Annotated in this window: 12 protein-coding genes, 1 tRNA gene and 2 pseudogenes; 13 read left to right on the top strand and 2 right to left on the bottom strand. The window is 63.1% G+C overall.

The genetic code is table 11. The features are described from left to right. Positions 1-148 precede the first annotated feature (148 nt). The 3 genes and pseudogenes from NW75_RS05110 (at position 149) to NW75_RS05120 (ending at position 2,004) form a co-directional block, all read left to right on the top strand. Positions 149-583: a DUF736 domain-containing protein gene (locus tag NW75_RS05110; protein ID WP_052192226.1), complete on the top strand. Its 435-nt coding sequence runs from the start codon at positions 149-151 to the stop codon at positions 581-583. 127 nt (positions 584-710) lie between these two features. Then, positions 711-1,702 (top strand): annotated as a pseudogene (locus tag NW75_RS05115) (DUF2493 domain-containing protein). Between the two features lie 65 nt (positions 1,703-1,767). Continuing rightward, the gene (locus NW75_RS05120; RefSeq protein WP_033964140.1) at positions 1,768-2,004 is read left to right on the top strand and encodes a DUF6117 family protein; all 237 of its coding nucleotides are present in this window, start codon (positions 1,768-1,770) and stop codon (positions 2,002-2,004) included. A gap of 665 nt (positions 2,005-2,669) precedes the next feature. Here the strand turns inward: NW75_RS05120 and NW75_RS27675 are convergent. Continuing rightward, positions 2,670-3,152 carry a hypothetical protein gene (locus tag NW75_RS27675; RefSeq protein ID WP_331386001.1) on the bottom strand — a complete coding sequence of 161 codons (483 nt, stop codon included), beginning with the start codon at positions 3,150-3,152 and terminating at the stop codon, positions 2,670-2,672. 23 nt (positions 3,153-3,175) lie between these two features. Here NW75_RS27675 and NW75_RS27680 point away from each other — a divergent pair, with 23 nt between their 5' ends. The 9 genes and pseudogenes from NW75_RS27680 to NW75_RS22740 all read left to right on the top strand — a co-directional run bounded on the left by NW75_RS27680 (position 3,176) and on the right by NW75_RS22740 (position 14,204). After that, a complete protein-coding gene (locus NW75_RS27680) occupies positions 3,176-3,643 on the top strand; it encodes a DUF2493 domain-containing protein (protein ID WP_331386002.1) in 468 nt (155 codons plus the stop codon). Between the two features lie 254 nt (positions 3,644-3,897). Then, positions 3,898-4,044: a hypothetical protein gene (locus tag NW75_RS24285; protein WP_156142971.1), complete on the top strand. Its 147-nt coding sequence runs from the start codon at positions 3,898-3,900 to the stop codon at positions 4,042-4,044. Between the two features lie 554 nt (positions 4,045-4,598). Beyond that, a complete protein-coding gene (locus tag NW75_RS05135) occupies positions 4,599-4,892 on the top strand; it encodes a CopG family transcriptional regulator (protein WP_331386003.1) in 294 nt (97 codons plus the stop codon). Between the two features lie 147 nt (positions 4,893-5,039). Continuing rightward, a complete protein-coding gene (locus NW75_RS05140) occupies positions 5,040-7,085 on the top strand; it encodes a type IV secretion system DNA-binding domain-containing protein (protein WP_033964142.1) in 2,046 nt (681 codons plus the stop codon). Then, positions 7,082-10,043, top strand: a pseudogene (mobF, locus tag NW75_RS05145) (MobF family relaxase). Before NW75_RS05140 ends, mobF begins: the two are co-directional and overlap by 4 nt. A gap of 17 nt (positions 10,044-10,060) precedes the next feature. After that, positions 10,061-10,735, top strand: a complete 675-nt coding sequence (locus tag NW75_RS05150; protein WP_033964159.1) for a lytic transglycosylase domain-containing protein — start codon at positions 10,061-10,063, stop codon at positions 10,733-10,735. A 75-nt stretch (positions 10,736-10,810) separates the two neighbouring features. Continuing rightward, positions 10,811-11,086, top strand: coding sequence for an HU family DNA-binding protein (locus NW75_RS05155; RefSeq protein WP_033964144.1), 276 nt, complete (start codon positions 10,811-10,813; stop codon positions 11,084-11,086). A gap of 356 nt (positions 11,087-11,442) precedes the next feature. After that, complete coding sequence (locus NW75_RS25960) at positions 11,443-11,742, top strand: SRPBCC domain-containing protein (protein WP_231564969.1); 300 nt, start codon at positions 11,443-11,445, stop codon at positions 11,740-11,742. 860 nt (positions 11,743-12,602) lie between these two features. Beyond that, positions 12,603-14,204, top strand: coding sequence for a recombinase family protein (locus NW75_RS22740; protein WP_081988639.1), 1,602 nt, complete (start codon positions 12,603-12,605; stop codon positions 14,202-14,204). On the opposite strand, the gene NW75_RS05170 is transcribed toward NW75_RS22740, so the two are convergent. Continuing rightward, positions 14,164-14,238 (bottom strand) — tRNA-Glu (locus tag NW75_RS05170). The two genes, NW75_RS22740 and NW75_RS05170, sit on opposite strands and share 41 nt — an antisense overlap. Positions 14,239-14,379: 141 nt before the next feature. Between NW75_RS05170 and NW75_RS24295 the strand changes: the two genes are divergently transcribed. After that, complete coding sequence (locus NW75_RS24295) at positions 14,380-14,526, top strand: lmo0937 family membrane protein (RefSeq protein WP_010407531.1); 147 nt, start codon at positions 14,380-14,382, stop codon at positions 14,524-14,526. Positions 14,527-14,537: the final 11 nt, after the last annotated feature.

The following is a 14,537-nucleotide window of genomic DNA, read 5'->3' on the forward strand; positions in this document are numbered from 1 at the left end:
CGAGCGGTGGCGGGGCAGGGCGGGGGGAGAGGTCGCATTGCCCCTCGCGCGGCACCGCGCGCGGTGAGGCCGGGAACCAGAGGAAAGGGGGATCTGGAGGAGTGTCGCCGAGATGGTCTCGAGAGCGACATTCGAAGGAGTTGAGACGATGAACATTGGTGAATTCAAGAAGGAGAACGGCCGGCTGATGGGTTCGGTCTTCACGCGCACCATCGATCTGCCGCGGATCGGGCTTCGCCCGGTCCAGAGCCAGAGCGAGAAGGCGCCGATCTACGAGATCGTGGCGCTGAACATCGCGCGGCGCTGGGTGCAGATCGGCGCGCTCTGGGAAGCCGTGTCGAAGAAGACCGGTGAGGTCTTCCTTGCGGGCCAGATCGACGATCCGAGCCTGCCCGAGCCGCTTCCGGTCGCCCTGTTCCCGAACGAGGCGGGTGGCTTCACCGTCGCCTGGCGTCGCGAGAATCTCGGCGGCGGGTTCGGTGGCGGCTTCGGCAGCGGTGGGTTCGGCGCCAGCCAGCGCGACTATGCGCCCCGGACCCAGGACGGCTTCGGTGACAGCACCGCCGGCGCCGACGGCACCTGAACGGCGACCGGACGAACGCGGACGTGGACGAAGACATCCCGTTCTAAGCCGCGTGAACGAGGGCCGGGGGTGCGTCCAGCGCTCCGGCCCTTTTTTTGTTTCCCTTTTCGACAAGGAGTTCGCCATCATGGCTCGAACCACATCCCCGAACAGCGTCAGCCGACTGGCCGACCTTCCCACCCTCTATGCCGAGATGATCGCCACCCCCGAATTTCAGGCGGCCTTCGGCGATCCCATGCCGCTCAGCATCGTCGAACTCGGCGACCAGCCCGGCGAACATGACATGCCCGAACCCTTCGCGGTGCAGGCCGAATGCGGGGCGATCATCGCCACCATCTTTGATCTCTTCGCGGGCACGCGGCTGGAGCCTCTATCCGCAGAGATCGCGTGGGGCTTCGTCAACAGCTTCCATTTCGTCGCCGGGAAACTGGAACGCCGCGAAGACAGCCTCGCTTCCGAAATCGGGGATCTCGTTCGACATCCCGACATGAGCGAGGTCTATAATAACGAGCTGGAGGAAAAGCAGCTCCTCTGCCAGTCGACCGCCGAGCACCGCGAAGCGATCGAGTGCATGCGCGACTATGCGGGCGAGATGTACCGCGCGCAGTCGGGCTGGCCGTGGTCGCCGGCGCGGGGAAGCCGGGCATCCTCCGCATCTTCGGCGAGTCAGATCGCGGCACAGGATTTCCTCCGCGCTCGCGAACTCGCCGCCCGCGAGAAGCACAGCCCGAAGGACCGATCGTCGTCTTTTCCGGACCCGCCCAGTGGCACGATTGGGAAACCCTGTGGGCGCGGCTCGACGAGGTTCATCAGCGCGTGCCGCACATGTCCCTCGTCACGACCGGTCAGCGCAAAGGCGCCGACGCGATCGCGGCCGCATGGGCGGCGCGCAACAGCGTGCCGCTGGTGGCGTTCGGGCTATACGGCTCGGGCCGGAAAACGGCCTTCACGCGAAACCGCAAGCTCGCCGAGCTGAAGCCCGTCGAGGCGGTGCTGTGCGAAGGCTCGGGGTTGCAGGCGAACCTCTATCAGACCCTGAAACAGGCGGGGGTGCCCATCCATGCCTTCCGCAAGGCCGATCAGGTCGCCGATTCCGCGGTGCGCCGGATGCGGGCCTGAACATCGGGGGGGGGGGCGGGGGCCTGGCTCCCGCCTCCTTTCCCACCGTTTCACAGGAGGCCGACATGGCCATACCAGATGTGTATCGGCGCAATTTCGCAACCCTGCGCCGCGCGGCCGAGGACGGTAATCTCGCCCTCATGGAATGCACCGACGCGCTCCCCGGCGTCCCGCGCTACGTGATCTGCGCCGTGGGTCGGGACGACGGCGCTTATGTGATGACGCCGTTCGGCCACCTTCACGACGGGAACCCCTATGAGGCCTATCTGCCTCCCGCAACCGACAGATCGGACCAGTCATGATCGCTTATGGCGGTTGCACCGAGCCCGGCGGTATGGAGCCTGCCGACGAGCGATGGGAAGCGTCGTGTCCACGTTGCGGCGAACCAGCCGAGCACGGGCGTGTCGAGCGCGCGGAAGGCTCGCTCAATATCTATCGCACGGTCGCCTGCGATCATTGCGGGCACCATGAAGGGTTCGATTGGCTGAGTCCCTGACGATCTGAGGTTCCTATGATGGCCGGACGCGTTCCCGCGTGCCGGCTATTTTTATGCAAGTGCGTCGAGCAACCGACAGGCTTCGCCCTTCTCCTTCACCGCCTTGGGAGGGCGTTATGCGCGGCCTAGCGTCTCACAATCCTCAGACGTGCGGGACGGCCAGTGCGGACAAAGGGTCCGCACCGGCCGATGCGATTCGGGGGGCATCGAGCCCCCCGAATCACAGCCTCTCTCTATCTATCAAGAAGTCCAAGGGTGGCACGGGGACAGCGCCGGCCTCAAGGACGACGGGGCCCCACCATTTTCTTTGGCGGATCGACGGCAGCACTTCTGCATCGGTGTTGGTGGCCGCCAAAGAAAATCGTGACCCCCATCGCCGCTTCGCGGTCGCTTCGCGATCCTTGACCCCGTCGCTCAGAGCCCGTGCCGGGGAAAATGCCTCTTAAAATTCAGGAGGCCATCATGACGCATTCACACCGTTCCATTTCGCGCTTCACCGACATCGCCGCGCTCTATGCCGAGGAAACGGCCGAGCCTACGGACCGCTTCGCCGCTGCCTTCACCGAGACCGTAGGTGAGTTCCGGATCGACCGCGCCGAGGACAGCACCGATGCCGGGATGCCCGACCCGCTGGAAGCCGAGCGCGCGACCGAATTGCTGGTCACGACGTTGTTCGACGTCCTGCGCGACACAAGACTGGAGAGCATCGCCGACCGGCTCGCCTGGGGCATCGTTCACAGCTTCCACAAGGTCGCCGGACAGCTCGACGGAGAAGCCGATCGGGCGGCGCAGCAGGTCAACGGGCTGATCCGCTCCGCCGACGGCAGCGAGGTCGCGACGACCGAACTGGAGGAAGCCCAGACGCTCTGCCAGTCCCTCGACGAAGCGCGCGACGCGGTCGCCTGCATGCGCGATCACGCGGCGCAGATGTACCATCCGAGACCGGCCGGCCATGGTCGGCACCGCGCGCGACATTGGTGTCGGGGAAGCGGACCGCCTCGGTCATCGCCGCCACCGACTTCATCGCCGCACGCCGCCAGCGCCGCATCGAGGAGCACGCGCCGCAGGGGCCGGTGGTCATCTTCTCGGGCGGCCAGCAATGGGAGGACCATCAGCTCCTGTGGGATCGGCTCGACGCGATCCACGCCCGGATCCCGGCGATGGTGCTGGCGACGACCGCCCAGAACAAGGGGTGCGACGCGATCGCGGCGGCATGGGCGGCGCGGTCGGGCGTGAAGCTGGTGGCCTTCACGCTCGACGCACGACTGGGCAAGCGGGCGGGGTTCGCACGGAACGAGCGGCTGCTGGCACTGCGCCCCGTCGAAGCGCTGGTCTGCGAGGGGTCGGGACTTCAATCGCACCTCGCCCGGATGGTCCGCGAGAAGCGGGTGCCGGCGCACTTCTTCCGGCTCTCGGATCAGCGCACAGCCAGCGCTGTCGCCTGAGATCGTGATGGGGATCGGTTGGGCATGATGCCCGGCCGGTCCCTTTTGTTGGCGTTGAGGACCGCCCCGCTCGGGAGCCCGATCAAAGATCGGGTCCGTCGCGGGGCGGTGCGACAGCTTTGCTGTCGGCCTCCTGCGCGTGGCTACGCCATGCTCGTCGCTGGGCCGCCCTTCGGGCGACTTTTCGGTTCGGGCGCTGCCGCTGGCAGCGTCTTCAGTGCCGAGACGGCAGGGCTTCCTCCCACCCGAATCGCGTGAGTGAGGACGTCCCTGAAATCCCGCTCGCTCAATGCTTCGATCGGGAGGTCCGTGACCATTCCAGCATATCGGTCGCGCAGGGCGCGGCGGGCACTTTCTACTTCTTCAGCGACCTTGCGCTGACGCGCTTCGAGGTCGGCTAGTCGCTCACGTTCCGTCATTTTGGGCATGTCCATCGTCCTTGTGATGGGTCTGCCCGCCGCCCGGCATTGTAATCCGGGTTGGCCCGCATTCAATCCCGAACTTGGGGTATGGACTTCATGAAGGTCCAAGGCACCGCGATCGAGATGAGCTTGCCGGCGTGCCGCCGGCGAGAAGAAGAAATCCCCTGCCGGGGATTGTCCGCCCGTGCCCGGTCGAGACAACGCAGCGCGCGGAGCGCTGCGAAGGGGAGCACTCACGGCCTTGGCCGTTTGTAATGCACCGTACGCACGGGTGCTGCGCGGCTATTCCGACGATAAATCAATGCTATAAGCCTGTCCGACAAGTCCGACGCTGGACACGGCGCGGCGTCCGACATGTCACCCGCGAACGACAGTGCGTCGAGCAAATCGTTGGATTTGCGCGTCTATTCCTGTCTGACATGTCGGACAGCATAAATCGTTGAAAAACAGCGGCATCCGCGCTATGATGCGCTTGCTTCAAGACTTGCCCGTCGAGCTCCCAGTGCTGGAGCTACGACATGATCAGAATAAGCGTGCGGATCGACAGCGCCCTGCACGACCGCCTCAACCGGCGCGCGGCCGGCGCCGATCTCTCCCTCTCGGTGTTCATTCGGTCCGTTCTCGAACAGGCCGCCGATCCCCGCGGCCGGTACATCTATTCGTCGCAGGACGAGATCCTCGCGACCTGCATTCAAATCCTCACCATCCTCGGCACCTCGATCGGCCAACGGACCCCGGACGTTCTGCAAAAGGGGATGGCGGAGCGCGCGGCATATTGCGGGACAGGGGTCTGCTCGACCCGGAAGCCGACCGATGAGCGGGGATGAACGACGGGCTGATCCCACCCCCACCGCCGAGCTTCAGGCATCGCCGCAGCTGCCGACCATCCCCTGGACGATCGGCTTCCTGCCGCTCCTGTATCTCGGGCATCCCAGATCGGTCCTTCCTGTCCATGTGGACGCGGGAGACGCACGATGAGCATCTTTCGCAACGACACGCTCGGCTCCTGGACCCGCGGCGGACAGGCGATCGTCCACAATGTCCGCATGACAACCCAGGTGTTTTTCCAGACGGTCATCGCGGGGTTCGTCCTCTGGGTGATGGGCACCATCTGGTATGCGCTCGAAATGTCGACGGACTATGAGCGCTTCATCCTGCGCAAACTGGTCGAGGCGAGCTTCAAGGTCGATGCGGCCGCCGGCACCAACGATCCGGTGTTGTTCAAGACGCCGGCGGGACACCAATATTGGACGTCAGCCGATTGGCTGCTCGCCTCCAAACTCGCCAAGCAGACTCTCCATAAGGTCGAGCTCGACCTCATCCACGGGGCGTTGATCGCCGGCGCCTTCGCGCTGCTGGCGCTGTTCTTCGCCTGGTTCACATTCACGCGCACGGGCAGGGGACTCGGCTCGAACGAGTATTTGCGCGGTGCCCGGTTCGGCACGATCCGGCAGGTCAAACACTTGCTCCGCCACCAGCGCAAGGGGAGCTTCTCGATCGGCGGCGTCCCCATTCCGGATGCCTATGAGCCCGAGCATGTGCTCCTGTGCGGCGCGCCCGGCACCGGCAAGACCAACCTCATCGTCAAGATGCTCGAGGGGATCCGCAAGGAGGGCAAGCGGGCGATCGTCTATGATACTGCCGGCACCTTCGTCGAGAAATTCTACCGCCCGGGAAAGGACATTCTTCTCAATCCACTCGACAAGCGCACCAGCCGCTGGTCGCCCTGGGGCGACGTCCCGCGCGATTACCATTATGACCAGATCGCTGAGTCGACGATCCCCGACAAGGCGGGTGATCCGTTCTGGGCGAAGGCCGCCCGCGGCACGCTCGTCGCGGTCATGCGCAAGCTCGCGCATCAGAAGCAAATGCTGGTCTCGATCCTGCTTGATCGCCTGTTGCGGTCCAAGCTGAAGGATCTTGCAGCCTTCGCCGCTGGTACCGATGCCGCGGCTTTCATCAGCCTCGAAGGGGAGCGCACGTCTGCCGGCATCCAGGCCGAACTTGCCTCCGTCATGCGCAGCTTTTCCTATCTCGACGACACCCGCAAAGGGCTGTCGATCCGGGACTGGGTGGCGAACGAAAAGGGGGACGGCTGGCTCTTCATCACCGTCAAGGCCGACCAGCTCCCGTCGCTTCGGCCCCTGATCACGGTCTGGCTCGATATCGCCATTTCGGCGATCATGAGCCTGACGCCCGATCGCCGCCGACGCCTCTATTGCGTCATCGACGAACTCCCCACGCTGCAGAAATTGCCATCGCTGTCCGACTTCCTAGCGCGCGCCCGCAAATATGGCGGGTGCGGTATCCTGGGGTTCCAGTCCTACCCGCAATTGGAGGCGACCTACGGTATCCAGGATGCCGCTGCGATCACCGGCTATTGCTCGACCTGGGTGGCTCTCCGCGCCAACGACACCCCCACGGCAAAGCATGTTTCGGAGAATCTCGGTCAGGTCGAACAGGTCGAGGCGAACGAAGGCATGTCCTACGGCGTCAACGACATGCGCGACGGCGTGAACCTGTCGCGCATGCAGGTGACCCGCCCGCTGGTCATGCACACCGAGGTCACCAATCTGCCCAACCTGTCGGGTTTCCTGCGGTTCGGTCGCAACCTGCCGGTGGTCCATTTCCAGGACCGCTTCAACACCGTCGCGACCATCGCCGACGCCTTTGTCGAACGCGATACGCCGCCGGTGCGCGACCGGGATGGCGAGGCCCTGATCGCCGCGATCCATGCCGAAGCCAAGTCAACCGAGTCGCCATCACCGCCGCGACGCAAGAAGGCTGCACGACCGGTGCCGCCACCGCCTCCGCCAACATCGCCTGACCTCTTCGAGGGCGGCAGCAGTGGGGCCGCCGAGGGGGAGGGGGTTGAACCGAAACCCGCCGAAAACCCGCCGACAGACCCTGTCGCACCTGCTCCGGCCTTCACGCTTGCCCCCCAACGGGGCCGGACCCGCATCGAACTCGATGTCTATGATCGCGAAAATGGCCCGGCCAGGCCGGCGCGGCCGGCATGATCCATCCCCGCCGCCTGAAAGGTACGCCCGGCAATATTGCCCGCTATTATACGGTGGGCGATTATTACACCAAAGGGAGCGACGAACATTCAGAATGGGGTGGCCGGATAGCGGTTGAGTTAGGGCTATCCGGCCCGGTCGATCCCCAGACTTTCCAAGAGTTGCTGGCCGGAAAGATCGACGACCAGCAACTCGGCCGCCACCGTGCCAACGGCGAGATCGAGCATCACCCCCGGCTGGGACTTCGCCGTCAATGCGCCGAAATCGGTATCGATCATGGCGCTGGTGATGGGCGACGAGCGGATAATCGCCGCCCATGAGAAAGCAGTCGGGACGGCGCTCGAATATCTCGAAGAACATGCGTCCCTGCGCCGACGCGACAACGGCCAGATCGTTCACGAGACGACTGGTCGACTGATTTTGCCCGCTTCACCGAACATGCCAGCCGCGAGCTCGATCCCCATCTCCATACCCATGTTGTCGTGATGAACATCACGAACCGAGAGGACGGTTCGTCCTGGGCCAGCCTCGAGACACGGGCGATGTTCGCCGAGCAGATGGTTGCGGGGCAGGTCTATCGAAAACGACCTCGCCCATGAGCTTCGCCAGATCGGATACGAAGTCGAATTCGACCCCAGACGGGGGCTGTTCGAGATCGTCGGCGTTCCCAAGGACTTTATCAAGGACACCTCCCAGCGCGCTGGACAGATCGATGCCCATGCCAAGGAGCATGGGCTCACCGGACAGGCAGCGCGTCGCCAATCCTTCTACCAGACGCGCGGTCCCAAGGTGACGGCGACACTCGACGAGTTCCACATCCAGTGGGCCGCGCGCGCGAAACCCTATGAGGCGGACCTCGCCAAACTCACCGCGCAGGTCGAGGAACGGGGCACGTCGATCATCGACGTCGACCGCCGAACCGCCGGTCGCGCGAGTCTGTTCGGCCTGCGGCAGGCGGAGACACGCGAAGCCGTGAACAATCTCGGCCGCATGTACGGGTTGGCGCTGGCCAGCCATGTCGGAGAGGTGAGGCTTGCCGATGTCCGGCCGTTGCTTGCCGAGCATGAGGCGAAGCACAAGCTCCTCGTCACCCGTGCGCCGACGGGCGATCAGACTCTAACCCGCGGCCGGACCAGCAGGCGCAGCGCTCGCCAGGAAATGGCGCTGTCGCAGCACCTCGCTTTGGCCCTGGATGATGCCCGACCCATCGCCACCGCCGACCGCCTCCTGGTCGCGCTGGAGACCGCTGGCCTCACGCCCCATCAGGAGCAGGCCCTCGTTCAATCGGCCTTGTCGCGGGACCGGGTCACTGGCATCCACGGCGTCGGCGGCGCCGGCAAATCGACGTTGATGAATACCCTGAGACAGGCGGCCGAGCCGGGAACGGTGCTGGTCGCGCTGGCCCCCACATCGTCAGCCGCTGCGACCACGGGTCAGATCGCGGGTGTCGAATCGAGAACGGTCGAAAGCGTTCTCACCAGCGGTGGTCGCGGCATCACCGACCGCCATGTTCTCCTCCTCGATGAGGCCGGGCAACTCGGGACACGCCAGGCCATTCGCATCCTCGAGATCAGCCGGATGACGGGCGCGCGGCTGATCCTGCTCGGCGATGACAAGCAGACCGGCGCGATCGAACAGGGGAAGCCCTTCTGGCTGATGCAGAAGTTCGGCCTCGCCACGGCGCAACTCACCGAGTCGATGCGCCAGCAGACCAAAAGCATGAAGGCCGCGGTCACCCATGCGCGGGCCGCGGAATATGCCGCCTCGCTGTCACACCTCGACAAGGTCGTGAGCGGGGAGGGGGCCGAGGCGCTCGCCAAGGGCCTCGTCGCGGAATGGACCCGGCTCAAGCCGGAGAACCGCGCCACCACGAACATCCTGGTGCTCGACAATGCCACCCGGCTGATCGTGAACTCAAAGATTCGCGAAACCCTGAAATCGGAAAGCGCGATCGCGGCCGAAGACGCACGGCTCCAGGTCCTGACGCCGAGCGGCATGTCCGACCAGGAGAAACACTATGCCCGATTTTATTCAGGCGGCCAGGTCGTGACCTTCACGCGGGATCAGCTCGGCGCGGGGATCGCGCGCGACGTCCAATATCGTGTTGTCGGTATCGGACGCGCCGAGAACGGGCGGCAGGTCGTGCGACTGGTCGACGAAAACGGCCGGATGATCCGCTGGGATCCGCGGCAGAGTCAGGTCAAGCAGATCAACGTGTTCAACGCGGAGAATCGCGACCTCGCGGAAGGCGATCGCATCCAATGGCGTCTGGTGAACAATGCGCTCGATCTAAAGAATGCCGAGCGTGGCACGGTCGAAAAGATGGATGGAACCGTTGCCACGATCCGTTGGGACCGAGGCGAGCGCGTGCAGCAGATCGACCTGTCCGAGCACAAGCACTGGGACCACGGATACGCAGAGACCGTATATTCCGCGCAGTCCAAGACCTACGCCCGGGTGTATGTGCTGGCGCCGGTCAATTCCGGGCTCGTGAACGGCCAGAATTATTATACGGCGATCACCCGCGCGCGCTTCGGCGTGAAGCTCTGGACCGAGGACGAGAAGCGCCTCGCCGAGAAGCTCGAGACCCATTCCGGCGAAAAGACGTCCGCGCTGGAAGGGCTCGGAAGGCTGGACAGGGATAGCCGCGACAGCCTCGCCGCGCGTCATGCAGACCCGATTGAGCGAGCTCGGGCGGACCAGGATCGTGAGCGGTCCGAGCGGCGCGACATGGCCCTTGGCCGGCAACTCGACCAACGGACGAATGCGCCAAGGGGCCTGCCGGAGCGGCTGGCTGAAAATGCCCGCGGGATTGCCGACATCCTCGACCGCTTCCTGCAATCTGTCGTCGATCGCGCGCCTGCCGAAGCCGATCGCGCCGACGCCCGAACCGACCCAGCGCCCGCCCAAGTACATGACTCCCGTGACGCCGATTCCGGCCACGGTCCGGAACATTGATCACGGAGCAGTTTGCCATGAACCACACCGCCTTTGCATTTTCCGCCCGATGCCGCCTCAAATCTATTCTGCGCGCCGGCTGCCTTGCCGTGGTGTTCGCGGCATCCACCGCGGCTTCACCCTCGGCGGGGATGGCGAGACCTTCGGAAGGCGCCATCTCACACTGCATTGCACGTGCCGCTGGTGGGAAGGATTGGCTCGAGAAAACCCTGTGGGGACTGCGCGACCAGGAAGGCGGATGGGTCGGCGCGGAGGTCGCCAATGCCAACGGATCGCATGACCTGGGGCCCCTTCAGATCAATAGTTGGTGGGTGCCAAAGATCGCAGCGGTGCTGCGGCGGCCCGAGCAGGAGGTTCGCACCTGGCTCAAGTCCGATGCCTGCTTCAATGCCGATGTTGCCCGCTGGATCTTCCTGTCGGCCTTGCGGGCGACCGGTGACTATTGGGCCGCGATCGGGGTCTATCACAGCCCCACAGCGTGGCGCCAAAGGCACTATGCCCTGAGCGTCGCAGACCACCTCACGCGGCGTTTTGGCCCTGCGATCTTCGCCGAACGGCCTGTTAGGCTTGGCGGTGCTTCGGTCGCGACGACCCCGCAATCGCCCGACTCGCCCACCAACGAGGCCAAGCGGGAGCGAATGCTCGGGTTCGGCGTGGTAGCGCGCTCCGTATCGTCAGAGGTGCAAGATTAAGCGGCGCGGTGGCAGCAGGCTTGTCGCTCTATCCGCTCCTCGATAGATCAGCAGGGGAACAACCAGGAGTGAAACATGAACAACAGCGACCTCGCCGACCATCTTTCCAGCGCCACCGGCTCGAGCAAGGCCGACGCCAAGAAAATCGTCGATACTGTCTTCGCGGCGATTGCGGACGCGGCGGCGAAGGGCGAGGAGATTTCGCTCAACGGCTTCGGCAAGTTCAAAGTGAAGGCCAGCGCGGAGCGCGAAGGTCGCAATCCCTCGACTGGCGCGACCATCACGATTGCGGCCTCGAAGAAGCTCTCGTTCACGCCCGCTAAAGCGGTGAAGGACAAGCTGAACGGTTGAACCAATTCTTGGTCCAGGCGCGTCCCTCAACGATCGCGCCTGGACCAAGAAAGCCGGCCGTCGTTTTCCTCGTGTGGAGGCCGGTTTGGGGTTTTCCACACTAGGGTTCGGCGGCGATGGGTTCAAAGTTCCTTGTGTCTAAAGCGTCTGCTGGCGCGACTTCGCGACCGCCCTCTATCATACAGGTTTCATGACAGACCCTCGAACCCACACAGCTTCTCGCACCATCGTTGCGCCACCACGTGCCATCTTCCGCGCTTTTCTCGATGCCGAGGCCCTTGCGTCATGGCGTGCGCCCAAGGGCATGACTGCGAAGATCCTCGCTTTCGACCCCCCGTGTTGGGGGCAGCTATCGGATGACATTCGTCTATTCCGAGACCGAGCGTGGCCGAGGCAAATCAACGGAGAATACCGACGTTGTCGAGGCACGCTTCATCGAACTGATACCGAATGAAAAAATTGTCGAGGCTGTCGAGTTCGAGTCCGCCGATCCGGCCTTTGCCGGCACCATGACGATGACCACGATATTCACGGCCGTCGCAAACGGCACGAAAGTGACGTTCACCGCCGAGAACGTCCCCACGGGGATCAGCGAAGCTGACCATCGCGCCGGCATGGATTCGTCATTGAAGAATCTTGCCAATCTCGTTGAATAGGCCCGCAATCGACGCTTAGTCTTTCTATGGGCGTTTGCGAGGAAGATAGCGCCTGACCGCCCGCGACATCATCGACACGCTGAGCACTGTAGATCGGCTCGAGTGCGGGAACTGTTGATAAACGGTGGCACGCGAGTTACAATAACCTTGCTCCAAGACATCCCGCTGAGCTCCATCGATTGGAGCGGCGACGTGATAATGACGGTGCGCCTCGGTGGGGCCTTGCTTTGGCACCTCAGGCAATGCGAATGTCCCTTACACGATAATCGCATCGTACGGCGATGAGGCGCGCCCGATCTTCTAACACGAGGTACGGGAACGCCAATGATTCCTCGGCCGGGCCACGAACGCCTTACGGTCAGTCCAACCCTCCTCCGCAACCTAGAGCGCAGGCTACGGATCAGGAGCCTACTCAGTCTGCATGTGAATCCTCAGCGGGGAGCTCGACCCAAGAGACTCCACGGGAACCTCGCATTGCGAGGCGCGATAAATTCTCACGGCAGCTGATTGAGGATGCCAGTGGGATATTCGCACGACGACTGGGCCGGCCAGTGTCTCAGGACGAAGCGAGGATTCTGCTAGGCGACCTGACCGACTATTATGAGCTCGCCATCGCCCGACGTCGGACCATTGTCGTTCGACAACCGTCAAGGGAATGCGACGACGACACGAACGCCGGATAACCCAGCCAAGCGGTTTGTCTACGCCGAATCGGCAGCTTGACGGGTCAATGCTATCGCAGAATAAATAGTGAACAGAACGGCACGGCGGCACGGCCACAATTCCCCAGCGATAGGCGCGTTTCGCGGTTGGAAGTGGGGAAGGATCGTGATTGAGAGCAGAGAAGGAATTGTGGAACAATGGCGAAACCCAGAGCGAAGCTGAGACGGACGGTGGCACGTGCGTCGGTCCACCACGCATTGAAGAAAGCGGTTCTCTACGCTCGCGTCTCAACGTCGGAGCAGGAGCGCGAGGGATTCTCGATTCCTGCCCAGCTCAAACTTCTCCGAGACTACGCAGCGATCAACGACATCGATATCGTAGCCGAACATGTCGATGTAGAAACCGCGCGGAAGGCCGGGCGTACCGAATTTGAAGCGATGCTTGCGTACCTACGACGCCATCCATCGGTCCGAATGATCCTGGTCGAAAAGACCGATCGGCTGTATCGCAACCTCAAGGACTGGGTGACGCTCGACGAGTTGGATATCGAGATCCACCTCGCCAAGGAGGGTGTCGTCCTTTCCAAGGATTCCAGGTCTTCCGAGAAGTTCATGCACGGCATCAAGGTGCTGATGGCCAAGAACTATATCGACAATCTATCAGAGGAAGCGCGCAAGGGCATGACCGAAAAGGCCGCGCAGGGTTATTGGCCTACCCTCGCTCCACTCGGTTACCGCAACATCCGCAATGATGCTGGGCGGAAGGTGATCGCGGTCGATCCCGAGATCGCACCGATCATTGCGCGCCTGTTCGAGCTGTGCGGAACCGGTAATTTCTCAATCAACGAACTGGCAGCGAAGGCGCGCGAGCTTGGTTTGAGGTATCGTCGAAGCGGCAAGCTCGTCAGCAGTACGAGTACGATTTTCTATATTCTCAGAAATCGGCTCTACACCGGCTCCTATGAGTGGGACGGTAAGCTTTACCAAGGCCTACACGACCCGATCGTCTCGCTCGAGGCTTGGGAACTAGCTCAGGAAGTCATCGATGGCCGTAGCGCATCCAATGTCCGCGCGAGTCCCAAAGATTTCGTCTACACCGGCTTGATGACGTGCGGCCACTGCGGCTGTGCGATGGTCGCGGAGATAAAAAAGCAGAAATACATCTACTACCATTGCACCGGCTTTAAGGGAAAATGCCCTGAGCGTTACGTCCGCCAGGAGGCGCTTGACGTTCATTTCGAACAGATGCTTTCGCGGCTTCGCCTCGACGACGAGATTTTCGGTCTCGTACAGCGAGCGCTCCGCGAGAGCCATGGCGACGAGAGCCGCGAGCGTGATGAAGCCAAGGCGCGGCTGACTGCCGAGGCAGACAAGCTCCAGGAGCGTCTTGACACCATCTACCTCGATAAGGTCGATGGACGTATCACCAAGGAATTTCACGATCGCATCGCTACCACCTGGCGGGAGGAGAGAGCGCGGGCGATCCGAGGACTCGAGCACCTCAATAATGCCGACGAGGCCTATGTCGACGATGGCGTGGCGCTGCTCGATGTCGTCAGGAACGCCCACAAAGGCTTTGCGGAGATGGCCCCGGAATACCGGCGTCGAGCTCTAAATTTGGTACTTTCGAACTGTACTTGGGCCAATGATCGGCTGACCGTAGAATTCAGGCAGCCCTTTGGAATGCTTGAAGAATTATCACGGGCCGCGTTCACTCTCGGCACGCCAAACCAACCCCAAAATGAGGGTTTTGACAGTTTGGTGACCCCTACGAGAATCGAACTCGTGCTTTCGCCGTGAGAGGGCGACGTCCTAACCGCTAGACGAAGGGGCCGTAAGGCGGAGGAGCGGCCTTACCGATCCCGCCTCGCGGCGTCAAGCGAAGTGCCGCGCGCTCGGAACCTGCCCGGCGCGTGGGCGTTTCCCTAGCCGATACCGCCCGCACCTGCGGAGTGGCGTAATGGGAGGATTTCCGATGCTGTGGACCATCGTCGTCGTTTTGCTGGTGCTGTGGGCGCTGGGTTTTGCCGTTCATATTGGCGGTGGGTTGATCCACTTGCTGTTGGTGATCGCCTTGATCGTCGTGGTCGTTCGCCTGCTGCAGGGCCGCAGCGCGCTCTAACGGATCCGCGC

The organism is Sphingomonas sp. Ant H11 (assembly GCF_000797515.1).
Classification (GTDB): domain Bacteria; phylum Pseudomonadota; class Alphaproteobacteria; order Sphingomonadales; family Sphingomonadaceae; genus Sphingomonas.